Annotated in this window: 12 protein-coding genes; 3 read left to right on the top strand and 9 right to left on the bottom strand. The window is 71.3% G+C overall.

Going from position 1 to position 15,026, the window contains the following annotated elements; all coding sequences use genetic code 11:
• Positions 1-37: 37 nt before the first annotated feature.
• Positions 38-3,958: a bifunctional RecB family nuclease/DEAD/DEAH box helicase gene (locus tag D892_RS40285; RefSeq protein WP_024799922.1), complete on the bottom strand. Its 3,921-nt coding sequence runs from the start codon at positions 3,956-3,958 to the stop codon at positions 38-40.
• Between the two features lie 481 nt (positions 3,959-4,439).
• Between D892_RS40285 and D892_RS0103505 the strand changes: the two genes are divergently transcribed.
• The 3 genes from D892_RS0103505 to D892_RS0103495 are packed head-to-tail and all read left to right on the top strand — an operon-like array spanning position 4,440 to position 6,929.
• A complete protein-coding gene (locus tag D892_RS0103505) occupies positions 4,440-4,850 on the top strand; it encodes a hypothetical protein (RefSeq protein ID WP_036566701.1) in 411 nt (136 codons plus the stop codon).
• On the top strand, positions 4,843-6,129 hold the full coding sequence (locus tag D892_RS0103500) for a WXG100 family type VII secretion target (protein ID WP_084160911.1): 1,287 nt from the start codon (positions 4,843-4,845) through the stop codon (positions 6,127-6,129). Before D892_RS0103505 ends, D892_RS0103500 begins: the two co-directional genes overlap by 8 nt.
• 41 nt (positions 6,130-6,170) lie before the next feature.
• Positions 6,171-6,929: an ESX secretion-associated protein EspG gene (locus D892_RS0103495; protein ID WP_024799919.1), complete on the top strand. Its 759-nt coding sequence runs from the start codon at positions 6,171-6,173 to the stop codon at positions 6,927-6,929.
• A gap of 38 nt (positions 6,930-6,967) precedes the next feature.
• Here the strand turns inward: D892_RS0103495 and D892_RS0103490 are convergent, their stop codons facing one another.
• The 8 genes from D892_RS0103490 to D892_RS0103455 all read right to left on the bottom strand — a co-directional run bounded on the left by D892_RS0103490 (position 6,968) and on the right by D892_RS0103455 (position 15,024).
• A complete protein-coding gene (locus D892_RS0103490) occupies positions 6,968-8,281 on the bottom strand; it encodes an MFS transporter (protein ID WP_024799918.1) in 1,314 nt (437 codons plus the stop codon).
• A gap of 80 nt (positions 8,282-8,361) precedes the next feature.
• Positions 8,362-9,573: an FAD-dependent monooxygenase gene (locus tag D892_RS0103485; protein WP_024799917.1), complete on the bottom strand. Its 1,212-nt coding sequence runs from the start codon at positions 9,571-9,573 to the stop codon at positions 8,362-8,364.
• Between the two features lie 47 nt (positions 9,574-9,620).
• Positions 9,621-10,556, bottom strand: coding sequence for a PDR/VanB family oxidoreductase (locus tag D892_RS0103480; RefSeq protein ID WP_036566698.1), 936 nt, complete (start codon positions 10,554-10,556; stop codon positions 9,621-9,623).
• Positions 10,557-10,558: 2 nt separating this feature from the next.
• Positions 10,559-11,614 (bottom strand): aromatic ring-hydroxylating dioxygenase subunit alpha, encoded by a 1,056-nt coding sequence (locus tag D892_RS0103475; protein WP_198036821.1) that lies wholly within the window; start codon positions 11,612-11,614, stop codon positions 10,559-10,561.
• Between the two features lie 22 nt (positions 11,615-11,636).
• Entirely contained in the window at positions 11,637-12,692 is a 1,056-nt protein-coding gene (locus D892_RS0103470) for a hypothetical protein (RefSeq protein ID WP_024799915.1), read from the bottom strand.
• 24 nt (positions 12,693-12,716) lie between these two features.
• A complete protein-coding gene (locus D892_RS0103465) occupies positions 12,717-13,562 on the bottom strand; it encodes an alpha/beta fold hydrolase (RefSeq protein WP_024799914.1) in 846 nt (281 codons plus the stop codon).
• Positions 13,559-14,347, bottom strand: coding sequence for an Asp/Glu racemase (locus D892_RS0103460; protein WP_051498978.1), 789 nt, complete (start codon positions 14,345-14,347; stop codon positions 13,559-13,561). The genes D892_RS0103465 and D892_RS0103460 overlap by 4 nt, the downstream gene beginning before the upstream one ends.
• A complete protein-coding gene (locus D892_RS0103455; protein ID WP_024799912.1) occupies positions 14,344-15,024 on the bottom strand; it encodes an isochorismatase family protein in 681 nt (226 codons plus the stop codon). The genes D892_RS0103460 and D892_RS0103455 overlap by 4 nt, the downstream gene beginning before the upstream one ends.
• Positions 15,025-15,026 lie beyond the last annotated feature (2 nt).

Raw genomic sequence — 15,026 nt, 5'->3', positions numbered from 1 at the left:
TCCGGTGCGGCACCCACCGGTTTCGGCTCGCCGAACGTTACGGCGACACCAGCTCCAGGAAGGCCGCGAGATCGGCCAGCTGCTCCGGGGTCTCCGGCAGGTATTCGGTCAGCAGCGGCGAATGCACGACGAGCGCGCTCCACAGCGCCCGGGACACGACCGTGGTGAGCCAGTGGCGGGAGAGCAGGGTGTCGACGCCGTGCGGGGCCTCGGCGGGGGAGGAGGAGGTCATCGAGACCAGCACCACCGCGGCCTCCCGGCCCGCGAACCGTTCGGCAGTGCCGACCACCACGTCCTCGATCCGGGCGCGCGACAACAGGGTCCGGATCCGCGCCGCCTGCGCGTGATACGGCGTGACCACCAGGATGTCGTGCGGATGCAGGCGGCGGGTCACCGCGCCCTGCCGCCACGACAGCCCCAGCAGCGCGCGCACCCGGCGCACGATCTCGCGCGCCTCCTCCGCGGATTCGGTGCCGTTGCCGTGATGTTCGACCGGCACCGACCGCACACCCGGCGGCACGCCGTCGAGATCGCGTGCGAGCGTGACGGTTTCGGTGGACCGCAGCCGGCCACCGTAGCGCAGCCGGGACACCGGTTCGCACAGCCGCGGATGCATCCGCCAGGTGCGATCCAGGAAGTAGCCGAATTCCGGTGGCAGCGTGGGATTGTCGCCGACCAGCCGGCCGAGCGCCGATTCGTGCACGGGTTCGGGATGGGCGCCGAGCGCGGGCAGCGGGGCGGGATCGCCGAGCAGCAACAGGTTTCGCGCGCCGCAGGCGACCGCGACCGCGTCGGCCAGCGGGAAGTGCCCGGCGTCGGCGATCATCAGCAGGTCGAGGCGGCCGGGGGCGACCCGCTCGGCGTCGGCCAGATCGCTGGGCAGGCCGCCGATCACGCAGCCGTTGACGGCGTTGTCCAGGAATCGTGGATAGCGCGCGGGGTCGATGGCCAGCCACTCCGGCGCCACCGCGCGCGCCTCGGACTTCGCCACCAGTTCGGGGAGCACGCCGACCCGCACCACGGCGTCGAGGACCTCCTCGACCGCCCAATGCGACTGCGCGACAACGCCGACCCGCCACTTGTACCGGGTGACGAGCCGCTCGATCACCCGCGCGGCGGTATCGGTCTTCCCGGTCCCCGACGGTCCCTGCACGGCGACGCAGGAGTCGTCGAGGTCGAGCACGGCGGCGGTGACGGCGGCGGCGTGATCGCCGAACACCTCCGGCAGCGCCGCCGCGGACCGCAGCCGCGGCGGGCGGCGCAACAGCAGGTCGAAGCCGGCCGTGTCGGGGATCTCCGGCAGGGTCATCAGCAGGCGGTGCGCGGCGAATTCCAGTGCCGCCTCGATATTCTCGTCCCGGCCGGGGAGCGCGGGCACGATCGCGACCGGCAGGTCGTCGTAGGGTTCGCAGCCCTCGGGCAGGGATTCCTCGACGCGGACGGCGTCGTCGAAGTTGTCGTCCAGCGCGCAGCCCAGCACCGTGGCGCGGGCGGTGGCGCGGCGGCCGGGTACCGCCCGCATGCCCGCCACCGGCTGGTCGTAGAGGGTGAGCACGGGCGTGCCGGGCGGGGGCGCGCTGCCGGTGCCCAGGCGCCCGGTGAGTTTCAGATAGCGCCGCATCGGGGCGCGCCCGCTGCTGTGCCATTTGGTGTCGACCGTGCCCCAGTCGGCGGCGAGAACGCCCGGGGTGTCGGCCCATTCGGCGATCGGGCGGTGCAGGCGGTCGGCGTGTGCCCAGTGCAGCGGCTGGCGCTCGCGGCGGCGGTAGCCGAGTGCGGCGGCCGCGAGGGCGGCGGCGTGCTGCGCGGGGGTGCGGGGCAGCTGGGTGTCGAAGGCGAACTCGCGCAGGGCGGCCTCGACCGCGGCCGGTGATTCGGACGGCGTCTCCCGCGGCGCCGGCGCGGCGGGAATGCCGTGCTCGGTGGCCAGTTCGCGCAGCCGGTCCCGCAGCCGCGGGATCCGCGCACACTCCGATTCCAGGTCGGTGATCGGGAATTCGGCGCCGAGCAGCCCGGTCAGAGCGGCCGGTCCGTACGAGCGCTCGCCCACGATCAGCGCGGCCCGCACGATCGGGTACAGGTCCACGAGGGCGCCGAGCAGGTCGTCGGCGATCTCCTCGTCGGCGCCACAGCACGCGCACAGTTCGGCCAGCAGCGACCGGGCCGGCGAACGATAGTGGTAGATCCGCAGGTCGGGGTGGCGCTCCTGGCGGTCGGCCAGGAATTCCAGCAGCGCGGCCGGATCGTCGTGCAGGCCGAACGCGTGGAACAGCATCGACGGGGCGTCCTCGCCCGGATCCGGCGCACGGGCGGGCAGCACGCCGATACCCACGACGGTGGCCGGTGTGCCCGCGACGGTGAGGAATACGTCGCCCGGCGAGGGCGTCGGCAGGGCGGCCAGCGCCGCGGCGTTCGTGAGTTCATGCACCGGCCGGCCGGTCCGCTCGGCGCGCACCTGTAGTTCGGCCTGCCGGCGCAGCGTCCCGAACGTCCGGGTGGCGACCCTGGTCACGGCCGCGTCGGCCCGCACCAACCGGTCCACGGTGGCGATTCCCGCATCCCGCAGCTGCGCCCGCACTGCGGGCCGCATGCCCGCCACCAGCAGCAGATCGCGGCCCGTCACCAGTTCCGCGGTGCAGGTGGCGCAGCGCCCGCACGCCAGATAGCGGCGGTCGCCCCACTGCACCGGCAGCAGTTCGTTCTGCTTGGCCTCCAGTACCGCCGTCAGCCGCCGGCGACGCGCCGCGTACACCCGGGCCGCGTCGGCGAGCGGGTACCGAGACTGTGAGCCGTCCGGGTGCCATACCCGCAGCATCGGGTCGACCCGGACGCCGTTGCGCCGCATCATGTCCGCGCAGGCGGCGAGTTCGATCAGCGCCGCGATCGGGGAGTCGGTACGCAGGGTCGCGTACAGGGCGTAGCGAGTGGGAACGGCGTCGTCGGCCGTGCCGTCGGTTCCCACCGTGTTCGGCGCCGGATCGGCCGCGCGCCCGGGACCGGGCTGTCCGGCGAACGAGCAGCTCAGCGCGTCGCCGTCGACGACTCGGCCCTGCATGCCGTGATCGATGGCCGCGCTGTCCGACCACTCGGTCGGGAGATCGGCGGCGGCGCCGTGGATGTCGCCGGGAGCGGCGGGGGCCGGGAAGACCGTGGGCACGGACGGTGCGGCGTCCGGATCTCGGGCCGGGTCGTGGTCCGCGCCCGCGAATTCGGGATATTCCGTTTCGCTGCCGGCCGATTCGCCGGTGGCGCGTTCGCCCGATTCCGGTAGGGACGACCGCACCGGGTCGATGCGGACCAGTGCGGCACCGCGGGCGGCGAAGGAGCCGTCGAAGAAAATGGCCCCGGCGATCGCCTCCGCACCCGACCGCAGCGCGGCCAGGGTCTGCTCGTGGGCGCGGTGTAGGGCCGCGACGGTCTCCTCGGGACTGCGGGCTTCGTGCCCCGCGGCGGTGTCGGCTTCGTGCCCCTCGGCCGTACCTGGTCCTGGCTCTGTGGTGATCCCGGAATCGGGCGTCCCGGTGGTACCGCGGCGACGCTCCGTGGTGGCGGTGCGGGATCGGTGCCTCGTCGTGGCGTCGGTTCCGTGCTCCGTGGTGGCCGTGCTGGATTCGTGGCCCTCGGTGGTGCCGGATGCACGCTCCGTAGTTGTGCCCGATCCGCGTTCCGCGGTTGTTCCGGTCCCGGGGCCCGCGGCTGGGCTCGATTCGGGTCCGGTGGGCGTGCCGGATCCGGGGGGAGTGATGCGGACGATATCGAGGCCGGGCAGGTCGATGTCCTCGTGTTCGGCGGGGGCCTCGGGCTCGGCGGGCCACGCGGTAGCCGCCGATGCGCCGGCGGCCACGGGCGCGACCAGTCCGAGTTCGGCATCGAGTGTGCGCAGCAGGCCGAACTCGCACTGTGCCGCCGCCACCAGGTCACCGGTGCAGCACACGACACGATCACCGACCAGAATCAATCGCGGCCCTCCTGCGCCTCGGACACCCGCACCCGGCCCATGCCTGCTTGCGTGCCGAGTCGCGCCTCAGCGTAATCAGTCGAGGTGGCACGGCGTGGCGTAAGGGGGGCGTGTCGTCGTACGGTCTGGAGGCGGGCGCGGCGGAAGGGGAGCGGGAATGCAGACGGGTCGGCCGAGTCGCACGGCACTGGGTGCCGCCCGGCTCGGGCCGCGTCCGGTCCGCGCCGAGATCGCGCCCTGATCGTGCCTCGCCCGGATCCCTCCCCTCGTTATTCGTGACCTTTCGATATCCCTGCCATTCCGACTGGACTGGGTGGCCGCGGTCGGTAAGGTTGCGGTTGCGCGAGTACGCCGATGCCGGGCACGATCCTCTGCACGAACCCGGTGGCGGTAACGGTCACCGTCGACATCGTGGAGCAGGAGCCAGGGCGTTGTGGCGGAGCCGGTGCGCCCGTGATGTCAGCACGAGAAAGGGGGACCGGTGCAGTCGCAAGAACCCGGGGATCTGCGCAGTGATGTTGCGGCCCTGACTCAGGCGGTCGACGACGGTCGGCTGTGGATCGACGGTGTGCATGTCGCCGACGGCGTTCACGAGCGCTGCGCGCGGCGCTACGAACAGCTCGCCGACCAGGTGGAGCAGCAGCTCCGGGCGCTGCGTGCGGCCGGCTCGCTGCCCGGCTTCGGCGGCTTCGAATCGGGCAACGCGCTGCGGCGCGGATTCGAGGGCAAGGCGGCACAGGCGCTGGACCGGTTGCAGGAATACGCCGACGCCGCCCGGCAATTGGCCGCGGCGCTGCGCGCGGCGGCCGCCAACTACGCCGACAACGACGCCGAGATGTCCGCGGCGCTCGGGCGCGTCGGCGCCGACACGGTGGGAGCCGGCCATGCATAAGGTGGGCGGCACGGCCGCCGATCGGTCCGACCCCGACTACGCGCCGACGGTCGAGGTCTTCGACCAGCTTCCCTACGACGAGATCTATCGCGGTGTGCTGCAGATGGATCCGGAGGTGCTCACCGCCGGGCGGCAGGCCTGGCAGGGCGCCGCCACGGGGCTGAGCGACGCGGTGCAGCAGGCGCATGCGGAGATCCGCGGCGCGGTCGCCGACGGCTGGCGCGGCAGCGCCGCCCAGCAGGCGGTCGGTGCGATGCAGGCGTTCCAGGAACTCGGCCAGCACGTGGCCGACGTGATGTCGACGGTCGCGGAGCGGCTGGGCCAGGCCAACGACGCCGCCGAGACGCTGCGGGCCGCGGTCACCCGGCCGACCGCGGTGTCGACGGATCTCCAGGCGGCGCTGCTGGATCCCAAGCGCGCCACCCTCAATGTCGCGGCCCAGAAGCAGGCGGAGGGCCTGCGCCAGGACATGGTGCGGGTGATGGACACGGTGTACGCCGGGGCGTTCCTGCCGACCGGCAACGGTATTCCGGCCTTCCGCGAGGGCGGGATGTATCCGTCGCCGCAGCCCCCCGCGCCGGTGCCCGACGGGAGCGGCGGTCCCGATGCGACCAGTTCTCTCGTGGGCCCGCAGGCGGCGGTGCCCGGTGCGGTGGTGAGCTCGGTGCCGCCGCAGCCGGATACCGCCGAGCAGGTGCGGCCCGGCGAGGAGGAGGCAGCCGGTTCGGACGCGCCGCGCCCGGAGAGCGAGGCTCCGGCGTCGACGGCACCGGCCGCGGCGACGGCACCCGCATCCGCGCCGGAGGCAGCGGCCGCCCCGGTCGCCGATCGTCCCGCCGCCACTCAGCCCGCGGCGGCGAATGCCGTTGCACCGCAACCCGAACGGGTCGTGCCCGCCGCGACGGGCGCCGCACCCGCCGCGGTGGCGGTAGGCCCCGCCGCCGTTGCCACCACCCCGCAGAGTTCCGAGGACAACCGCAAGCGCGACGAGAAGAGTCAGCCGCGCCACGAGTCCGGCGCCGATCCCGTCAGCGGGATGGGCGCCGGGATCGTCGGCGGCCTCGCGGGCGGGGCATTCGCGGCCGCCGGCGACACCGTCCGCTCCGGCTCGGGTGTTCCGGTGCCGCCCAAGCGTTCCCCGGACGACGAGGACGACGACGAATTCTACGACTTCGACGAGCCGACCTTCCTGGACCCGGCCGAGCCGGGCAACGACCTGGTCGGCCGATTCGATCCGACCACACCGCCCGTGGTGGGTGAGTGGGCCGAGGACGACTGACCGCGGATGGACGACGAGACGATCGAGGCGGGCCGCCGCCGGTGAGATGGACGCTCACCCCGGACCAGTTCGCGCTGGCCTGGGAGCGCACCGACGGTGACCGGATCCCGTTCCCACTCGCCGTCCGGCTGTCGGCCCGCGACAGCATGGAACGCGCCGCGCAGCTGCCCGACCTGTACGCCTGGTGCGCCGACACGCTGAACGCCGACCTGGAGGCGGCGCTGCGGGTGCTGGCCCGGCCGGCGATCCAGGTGGAGGTGCTGGGCGAGCACGGCCCGCCCGGTCAGGTGCAGCCGGTGCGCGTGCTGGGCGCGGCAGCCGGGCACGTCACGGTGGTCGCGGCGCAGCGGCCCGGAACCCTGCCCGATCGCGGCGCCGAGATCAGGTTGTTCGTCGGTACCCCGAAAAGCCTGGCGGCACGGGTGGTTTCGGTGCTGCCGGAGAATACGCCGGGAACGTTGCCGCGGCATACCGCCCCGGTGGATCGGGTGCGTGAGGACAGCCGCGACCTGGTGACGGTTCCCGTCGCCGGTCCCACGATGTCGGCCCGGATGCGGCGGCTGCTGAAACAACCCCGCGACGGGATCGGCCAGATGGTGGTCTCGGCCCGCCGCGCCGACGACACCATGCGCCCGCTCGGGGTGCTGTGCTGGATAGACATCGCCGACGACGGCCGCTACACGGTCCGCACCCGCGCCGAGGTCGATATCGTCCCGGCCACCGCGGAAACCTTTGCCGCCCACCTGCGCCCGCTGATCGCCGCCGCCGAACGCCTGGTCGCCGAACCCGCCGACTGGTGAGCGGAGGCGCACCGGCCGGCGGGACGAGCGTCGGTGATCTAGGCGGGTGAGGTGCTGGGCACGGCCACCGCGGGCTTCCCGGCGTGGTCCTCGCTCAGTTTCGTCGTGGCCACCAGCGCCGCGATATTGAGCACCGTGATGAAGACCGCGACGGCGGGCCAGTTGTTGTCGGTGCCGAGCAGTGCGGTGGCGACCAGCGGTGAAAGTCCGCTGCCCACAACGGTGCCGATGGCGTAGCCCAGCGCCAGCCCGGTGTAGCGGATATGCGGCGGGTAGAGCTGCGCGAAGAACGCGGGCATGGCCCCGTAGCTGGCGCAGTGCGGAATGAACAGGACGAGGAAGCCCAGGAACATCACCGCCCGGTTACCGGTGTTGATCATGAGGAACCAGATCCACGGCGTGACGATCATGCCGGCGACGCCCCAGAAGTAGATGGCCTTGCGGTCGATCCGGTCCGAGAGCCAGCCGCAGTAGATCAGGCCGGCGACGGCCGCCACATTGGCGAAGCAGACCATGACCAGCATCGTCGACCGGGATACGTCGAGGGTGTCGGTGCCGTAGGACAGCGAGAACACGGCGGCGAGATAGAAGATCGCCCCCGTCGGCAGGTAGGCCAGGGCCATCAGCAGGATCCGGCCGCCGTATCCCGCGACCGCCGTGCGGATCGGCAGTTTCTCGATGCGGTCCTGCTGCCGGACCGCCGTGAACTCGGGACTCTCGGCGACCCGGAGCCGGATGCCGATCCCGAGGGCGAGCAGGACGACGCTGAACAGGAACGGAATGCGCCAGCCCCAGGACATGAAGGCATCCTCGGGCAGCAGCCCGGTGATCGCGAAGACCGCGCTGGCCAGGACGAGTCCGAGGCTGGCACCGGTGTTGATGATGCCGCCGAACAGTCCGCGCCGGTGCGGCGCGGCGTGCTCGACGCTCATCAGCACCGCGCCGCCGTATTCGCCACCGAGCGACACCCCCTGGATCAGGCGCAGCACGATCAGCAGCAGCGGTGCGGCGACGCCGATGCTCCCGTACCCCGGCAGCAGCCCGATCAGGAACGTCGCGCCGCCCATCATGGTGAGCGAGACGACCAGCAGTGTCTTGCGGCCCAGCCGGTCACCGTAGTGCCCGAAGACGGCGGCTCCCAGCGGACGGGCCACGAACGCGATCGCGAAGGTGGACAACGACAGCAGCGTGCCGACGAACGAATCGAAGGAGGGGAAGAACAGTTCGTCGAAGACGAGGGCGGCCGCGGTGCCGTAGATGTAGAACTCGTACCACTCGATGACGGTGCCCGCGAGGCTCGAGGCGACTACTCGGCGTGGACTGGTGCCGGCTGTGGCGGAGGGTGTGGACATGGGTGTACTCCGGTTTTCGGGGATGGGGATATCGCGAGCCGGCACGGCGTCGTGCGGGACCGTTCGGGTGTGAAATGGGGTCAGACCAGCTGGTTCATGCGTTCGACGGCGTTGTAGTCGTAGACCCAGTCGGCCTGGATTCCCACGGTGTTGCGGCTGCGCAGCTGCCGCAGGCGGTAGCGGGCGTCGCGCTTGAACTGCGCCCACCGGGTCGGCAGATGATAGGTCCGGCCGCGCTCGCGGGCCGCGAGCTGCACCCGGCTCGCACGCGGAATGCGTTCCGCCTCATACTTTTTCAATGCCAAGGGGATGTCGGCGTCGTGGTGGGCCAGCGTGCGCGCCAGGACGTAGGCGTCCTCGATGGAGATCGCCGCGCCCTGGGACAGGAACGGCAGCATCGGATGAGCGGCGTCCCCGAGCAGCGTGACCGTATCGGCGGACCAGCGAGACATCGGATCGCGGTCGAACAGTCCCCATTTGAAGATCTGGTCGTCCTCGGCGCCGCCCAGCAGTGCCTGGATGTCGTCGCTCCAGCCCGTATAGGCGTGGAGGAGTTCGGCTTTCGTGCTGGGTATCGTCCAGGACTCCTCGACCCAGCCGGGATGCTCCTTGACCGCGACGACGTTCACCATCGCACCGCCCTTGACGTAGTAGGTGACGATGTGTGAGTTCGGGCCCATCCAGAACGCGGACTCGGGTCGGACGTGCGGCAGCGGGTACTTGTCGACGGGAACCAGTGCGCGCCAGCACATGTGGCCGGTGTAGGTGGCGTCCTGGTCGCCCAGCAGGGCGGCGCGCACGGTCGAACGGATGCCGTCGCAGCCGACGACGAGATCGGCCTCGAATTCGGAGCCGTCGTCGAAGCTCGCCACCGCGGTGTCGGCGTCGTGCCGGATGCCTGCGCAGGCGGTGCCCAGCCGCACCCGGTCGTCCGGTATCCGCTCGGTGAGCAGGGCGTGTAGATCGGCGCGGTGGATGTGCAGAAACGGTGCGCCGTACAGGGTTTCGCAGCTGTCCCGCAGCGGCGTGCGGAACAGTTCGCGGCCGGATTTCCAGTTCCGGCCGACCATCGCCTCGGGAACGAAGGCGACCCTCCGCAGCTCGTCGGCGAAGCCCAGCTCGTCGAGCACGGTGACGGCGTTCGGGGTGAGCTGGACGCCGGCGCCGACCTCGCCGAACCGGTGCGTGCGTTCGAAGAGGCGGTAGTCGATGCCGCAGTGGTCGAGGGCGGCGGCGAGCGTGGCGCCGCCGATGCCTCCGCCGATGATCGCGACGCGCGGTGTGCGTTTCATGAACGGTTCTCCTGAGCAGTGGGCCGGGAACGAGGGATCGTGCCGGGTCAGAGATCGATGACGAGGTCGCCGCGGCCGCGCGAGCAACAGATCATCATGCGGTCGTGGCCGGCTCGTTCGGCCGGGCCGAGGACGGTGTCGCGGTGGTCGACGGCGCCGGCGAGCACCTTCACCTCGCAGGCGCCGCAGACCCCCTCTTCGCAGGAGAACTCGGCGTCTACCCCTGCCTCGCAACATATTTCGAGAATCGAGCGATTCGCCGGGACGGTCAGGACCCGGCCGGACCGGTGCAGGGTGACCGTGAAGGCGTCGGCCGGGCGATCGACGGCGGGGGCCGTGAATCGTTCCCGGTGCACGAGGGCGGGATCGCGGTCGGCGGTGAGCCGGTCGAACTCGTCGACCATGGCCGGTGGTCCGCAGCAGTACAGGTGCGCGTGCGACGGTACGCCGGGAATTCGATCGGCCAGCCGGGGCGCGGAACCGGCCGCGGTCGCGAACAACGAGACGCCGGGTGCGTCGGCGAGTTCGTCACGGAACAGCGTCCGATCGGCGGTAGGAGACCAATAGTCCATCCGCACAGTGCTTTTCGATGCCGTGAGCCACCGGTACATGGATATGAGGGGCGTGATGCCGATGCCTCCGGCGAACAGATGATGCTCCGTGCCCTCGGCGTCGATCCCGAAGTTGTTGCGGGGCGTGGATATTCGATAGTCGGAGCCGACGACGGATTCGTGGTGCAGGTGGCGGGACGAACTGCCGTCCCGGTCGCCGGCACGCACGGCGATCTCGTAGCGCCCCGTGTCGCCGGCCGACCAGATCAGCGAGTACTGTTTGACCACCTCGGCGGCGACCCGCACGTCGATGTGGGCGCCCGGTTCGAACGCGGGCAGCGGCTCGTCGCCGAGCGGCGCGAACCGATAGCGGTTGATGCCCGCGGCGCCGTATTCGACGGCGACGAGGCGCACGGTGAGATCGTCGGTCACGGTCAGATCACCCCGTAGGTGATTCCCTTGCCGCGCAACCAGCTTCGGTACCGCTGCCCCATCAGATCGGTGCGGTGGTGCAGCTCGTACCGCAGCTGCACCGGAATGCGCTCCGGACGTTGCGTTTCCACGATGTCGCGGTCCTGGTGGTAGATGATGTCGGCGCGCTCGCGCACCGCCTCGGGTTCGGGGTGCGGCAGCGTGTCGAGTGCCGAGCACACCCGCACGACGCAATGCGTGGCGTCCAGCGGTTGCACGGCGAACAGCGTCGTGAAGGTGTTCGACGTCTCGGAGATCGCGGCTCCCGACGCGTCGGCATCCACGGTGCGTTTGGAGAAATAGCCGACGAACGGCGCGAACACGGTGTAGGTGTAGAAGGCGACGACCGGCCGCCCGCGCGCGTCGCCGATCGGCTGGAAGACCCGCACCTCCGAGGATCTCAGGCTGCCGTCCGGCAGTTCGGTCACCGTGTAGGGCTCGAGCTTGTCCGGCGCGTCCGGCAGCCCGTTGTACCCGGCGTGCACGAACGGGAAGTGCGAGGCGTCGACGAAGTTCTCGACCGCCCGGAATCCGTTGCCGTCGTAGTGATATGGGCCGCTGTGCACCTTCATGAAGGCCGTGTCGTCCCACTCGGGAAAATCGGGGACCGGCCCGGCGGGCTCGCCGAGGCACACCCACACGAACCCGTACCGCTCCGCCACGGGATAGGGGAAGGCGCGGGCCTTGCGCATCGGCTTCTCGTCGGGTGCGGCGGGCATCAGCACGCAGGAACCGGCGCTGTCGTAGCGCCAGCCGTGATAGGGGCAGATCACGGTGTCGTTCTCGAGCCAGCCCTTGGACAGCCGCGCGCCGCGATGGACGCACAGGTCCTCCCAGACGTGCGCCTGCCCGTCGCTGTCGCGCCACACGATCAGGTCGCGCTCGAGCAGCGTGACCTTGTGGATCTCGCCGGCCGGGAATTCGGTGGCGAAGTCGATGGCGTACCACTGGTCGAGCAGCACCTGGTCCTGGCAGCCGTCGTCCGCGGTGACGGGCCGGTGGTTCATCGCGATGGTCATCGGAACTCCTTGGGATGAGCGGTCATTGCGAGGTGGTGGCCGGGACGGGGTGGTCGACGAGCCGGCCGTCCCGGACCACGACGACGTCGTCGAGGGCGATGGTGTGTGCGCGCTGCGCGATATCGAGATGGGCGTAGGAATCGCGGCCCAGGAATGGATGCGGGCCGGTGGACCACAGGAAGTTGCCGGCGTAGGCGCGGGCGTCCATGCCCATGATCTCGTCCTTGCCGTACATCTCGGTCGCGAACCAGTCCGCGGTGCGCATCAGGCCCCACCCCATGTGCGAGGTGTAGCGGGCCCACTTGTCCTCGGAATCGGTCATGTACATCGACAGCAGGTCGGCGTCGGCGCCGCCCTCGATATCGGTGAGGCAGCCGTCGCGGACGTGCAGCACCGTGCGCGATCGGACGAATTCCTTGAACGGCAGCAGGATGTCGCCCGGCGCCAGCACGATGACGCCGTCGGCGGTCTGCGGCCAGAACAGGCACATCTTGGACGGCCAGTGGTCCCAGCGCCCGGGATCGTCGGCGAATCCGGTCTGGAATCCCGGATGGCAGTTGGCGAGGTCGACGGTGAGCCGGGTGCCGTGCGGTGAGGTCACCGTCATCACCGCGGCGTCGCGCACCATGTTCGCGGCCGCCAGCACATCGTCCTTGTCCCGTTCGGCCGGCATGTTCCGGATCAGCACGTCCGGTGCGTCGCAGACGAATACGATGCGCGTGCCGGACGCCAGGATCGACTCCTGCAGTGGGGCGTGGATGAATCCCTCGCGGGTGAGGTCGACGACGAGATCCGCACTGCGCAGCAGGCTTTGGGCGGCCTCGTCGGCGAGGACGGACACCAGTCCGGGGCCGGCCCCGGTATGCGTGGACGGCACCGGCGCCGGGCTGCCGCCGGGGACGGTGGCGACGATGACGTGTGCGCCGAGGCCGCGGGCGGCGGCGAACGCGGCGGAGACGTAGTCGCCGCGGCTGGTCGGTTCGGCGAGCACCACGACGTGTTCGCCGGCAACGACTTTCGACAGGGTGAGCTGGCGGGTGAAGGCGTCGTGAAGGTCCGCGGAGCGCAGATCGAACACGGGTTTCTCCTGTTCCGGACGGGGTCAATGCGGGGGAAGCGGCGCGGACGCGGTGAGGTGGCGGTGCAGCGCGGCGAGGAAGCCGTCGAGGTCGTCCCACGGGACCATGTGCCCGGTGCCGGGCACCCCCTCGAGGCGGATCGCCGGATTCCGCCGGTGCAGTTCGGCCACCGCGGCGGCGGGCACGACCGGGCTGTTCTCGCCGTACAGCAGGGCGATGTCGCCGGCGAGGCGGTCCCAGATCGCGAAGTAGTCTTCGGTTTCGAAGCCGCGGTGGGTTTCGGCCACCGCCAACGGATCACAGCCGGCGAGCACCTCGGCCCGCAGCGCCAGCTGTTCGCCGGACCACCCGGGAAAGTACGAACGCACCTGGGCCGCATCGGTTCCCGCGCGGGCCTGTTCGATCTGGGTGAGAAACGATTCGCGCGTCATCGGATACGGATCCCGGCCGGGTCCGGAGGTCGGCGGATCGACAAGCACCACAGGGCCTTCCGGACGCGCCTCGACCGCCCAGGCCGAGACGATCCGCGCGCCCAGCGAATGCCCCACGACCACCGGCCGGTCGAGCGCCAGCGCATCGAGCAGTTCGGTCAGGTCGGCGCGGTAGTCGTCGAGCCGGTAGCTGCCCAGCGGTGAGCGGTCCGTCTCGCCGCGGCCGCGCAGATCCGGGACGTACACCCGGAACTCCGGCAGTCGGTCGGCGATGAATCGCACCGTCTCCGCGGGGCCGGTGATGCCGGGCACGAAGACCATCGGGCGGCGTGCGGCCGGGTTGTAGATCACGACCCGATGGGATAAGCCGTTGGCGCGCAAGTATTTCACCGAGGCGCCGTCGAGGGCGCGTTCGCGGTGCGTCGGTCGGGGGCTCATCCGGCCACCACCGTGGGCCGCAGCGCCGCACCGCCGAGCGCCGAATCGGGGCCCGCTCCGAGCGCCCGCACGATCTCGCGCGCCGTCGCGGTGGCGGCGGTGACCACCGGCTTCCCGGTCACCGCCTCGACCTGCGCGACCGCGGCCAGCGAGGGCATCTGCACACAGGCCGACAGCACGATGCCGTCGGCGTCGCCGAGGTCCAGGTTCGCGACGTGGCCGGGCAGTCCCGCGGGGTCCAGGCAGCCGACGGCGCGATTGTCGGCCACGCCCAGCGTGATCCAGTCGACGGTGTCGATCCCGTATCCGCGCAGATAGCCGATGACGAGGTCGGTGAGTGCGGGGACGTACGGCGCCACCACCGCGACCCGCGACAGCTCGAGTTCGGTCAGCGTGCGCACCAGGGCGCCCGCGCTGCTGACCACCGGTGCGGCGCATCCGGCGGCGCGCGCGACCTCGGTCAGCCGCGCCTCGATCCGTTCGTGCGCACCGGCTCCGCTCGCCATCACCGCCACCAGGCAGGCGTAGGCGAGCACGTCCACGTTGGCGTCGGCCAGTTCCGCCGCGCAGCGATCGCCCTGCTCGACCATCGCGGCGAGCGAATCGGGGTCCACGGTGTGCAGGGTGGCGCGGCTGGAGTGGAACGTGTGCGGCTGCGCGAGCCCGTCGAGCAGCGCCGGGATCTCGGTCTCCATGGTGGTGTTCGAGCTGGGCACGATCAGGCCGATGCGGCGCGGCGTATCGCTCACGAAAGCCGGTGTGCCGCTGTGTGAATCGGTGGTCATGCGAGGGCCTCCCGGCGAGCGGTCGCGCGGAGCCGGGCGACCGCCGCGTCGGCGGTGACCACGTCGGCGTACTTGGCCTGCAGATCGAACAGGGCGGCCGCGTGCGGGCCGGCCGCCCGGTCCCCGACGCAGTCCCGCGGGATCAGCACCGGAAACCCCGAGGACACCGCGTCGACCGCGGTCGCGCGGACACACCCGCTGGTGGTGGCGCCGCACAGCACGATCGAGTCGACCCCGGCCGCGCGCAGCCGCTCGGCCAGCCCGGTGCCGAAGAACGCCGAGGCGTGATGCTTGACCACGACCGTGTCGTCGGCGTGCACGTCCAGCCGGTCGTCGATGTCCACCAGCCGCGAGCCGACGGTGAGTTCCGCCAGTCCCGGGGCCTTGCGCAGCCAGACCGCGGCCTGATCGGGGGAGTCGTATCCGATCGTCGTGTACACGATCGGCGCTCGGACCGCCCGTGCGACGGCGACGACGCCCGCGGTCGTCTCGACCTCGGCGGAGAGATCGGTGCCGGTCGGGACGGACGGATCGGTGAAACCGTTGCTGAAATCGACCACCAGCACCGCCGGATGCTCGCCGTGGTCGAGCGAGTGGCCGAACCCGGCGGCGGTGTAGGCGTCGCGCAGCGCGGCCTGTTCGGTGGAAAGGTCCGGTGATCCTACCTTTTTTGACATGG

The organism is Nocardia sp. BMG51109, from assembly GCF_000526215.1.
Lineage (GTDB): Bacteria > Actinomycetota > Actinomycetes > Mycobacteriales > Mycobacteriaceae > Nocardia.
The sequence above is the reverse complement of the archived record's forward strand: the minus strand, read 5'-3'. Positions and strand labels throughout refer to the sequence as shown.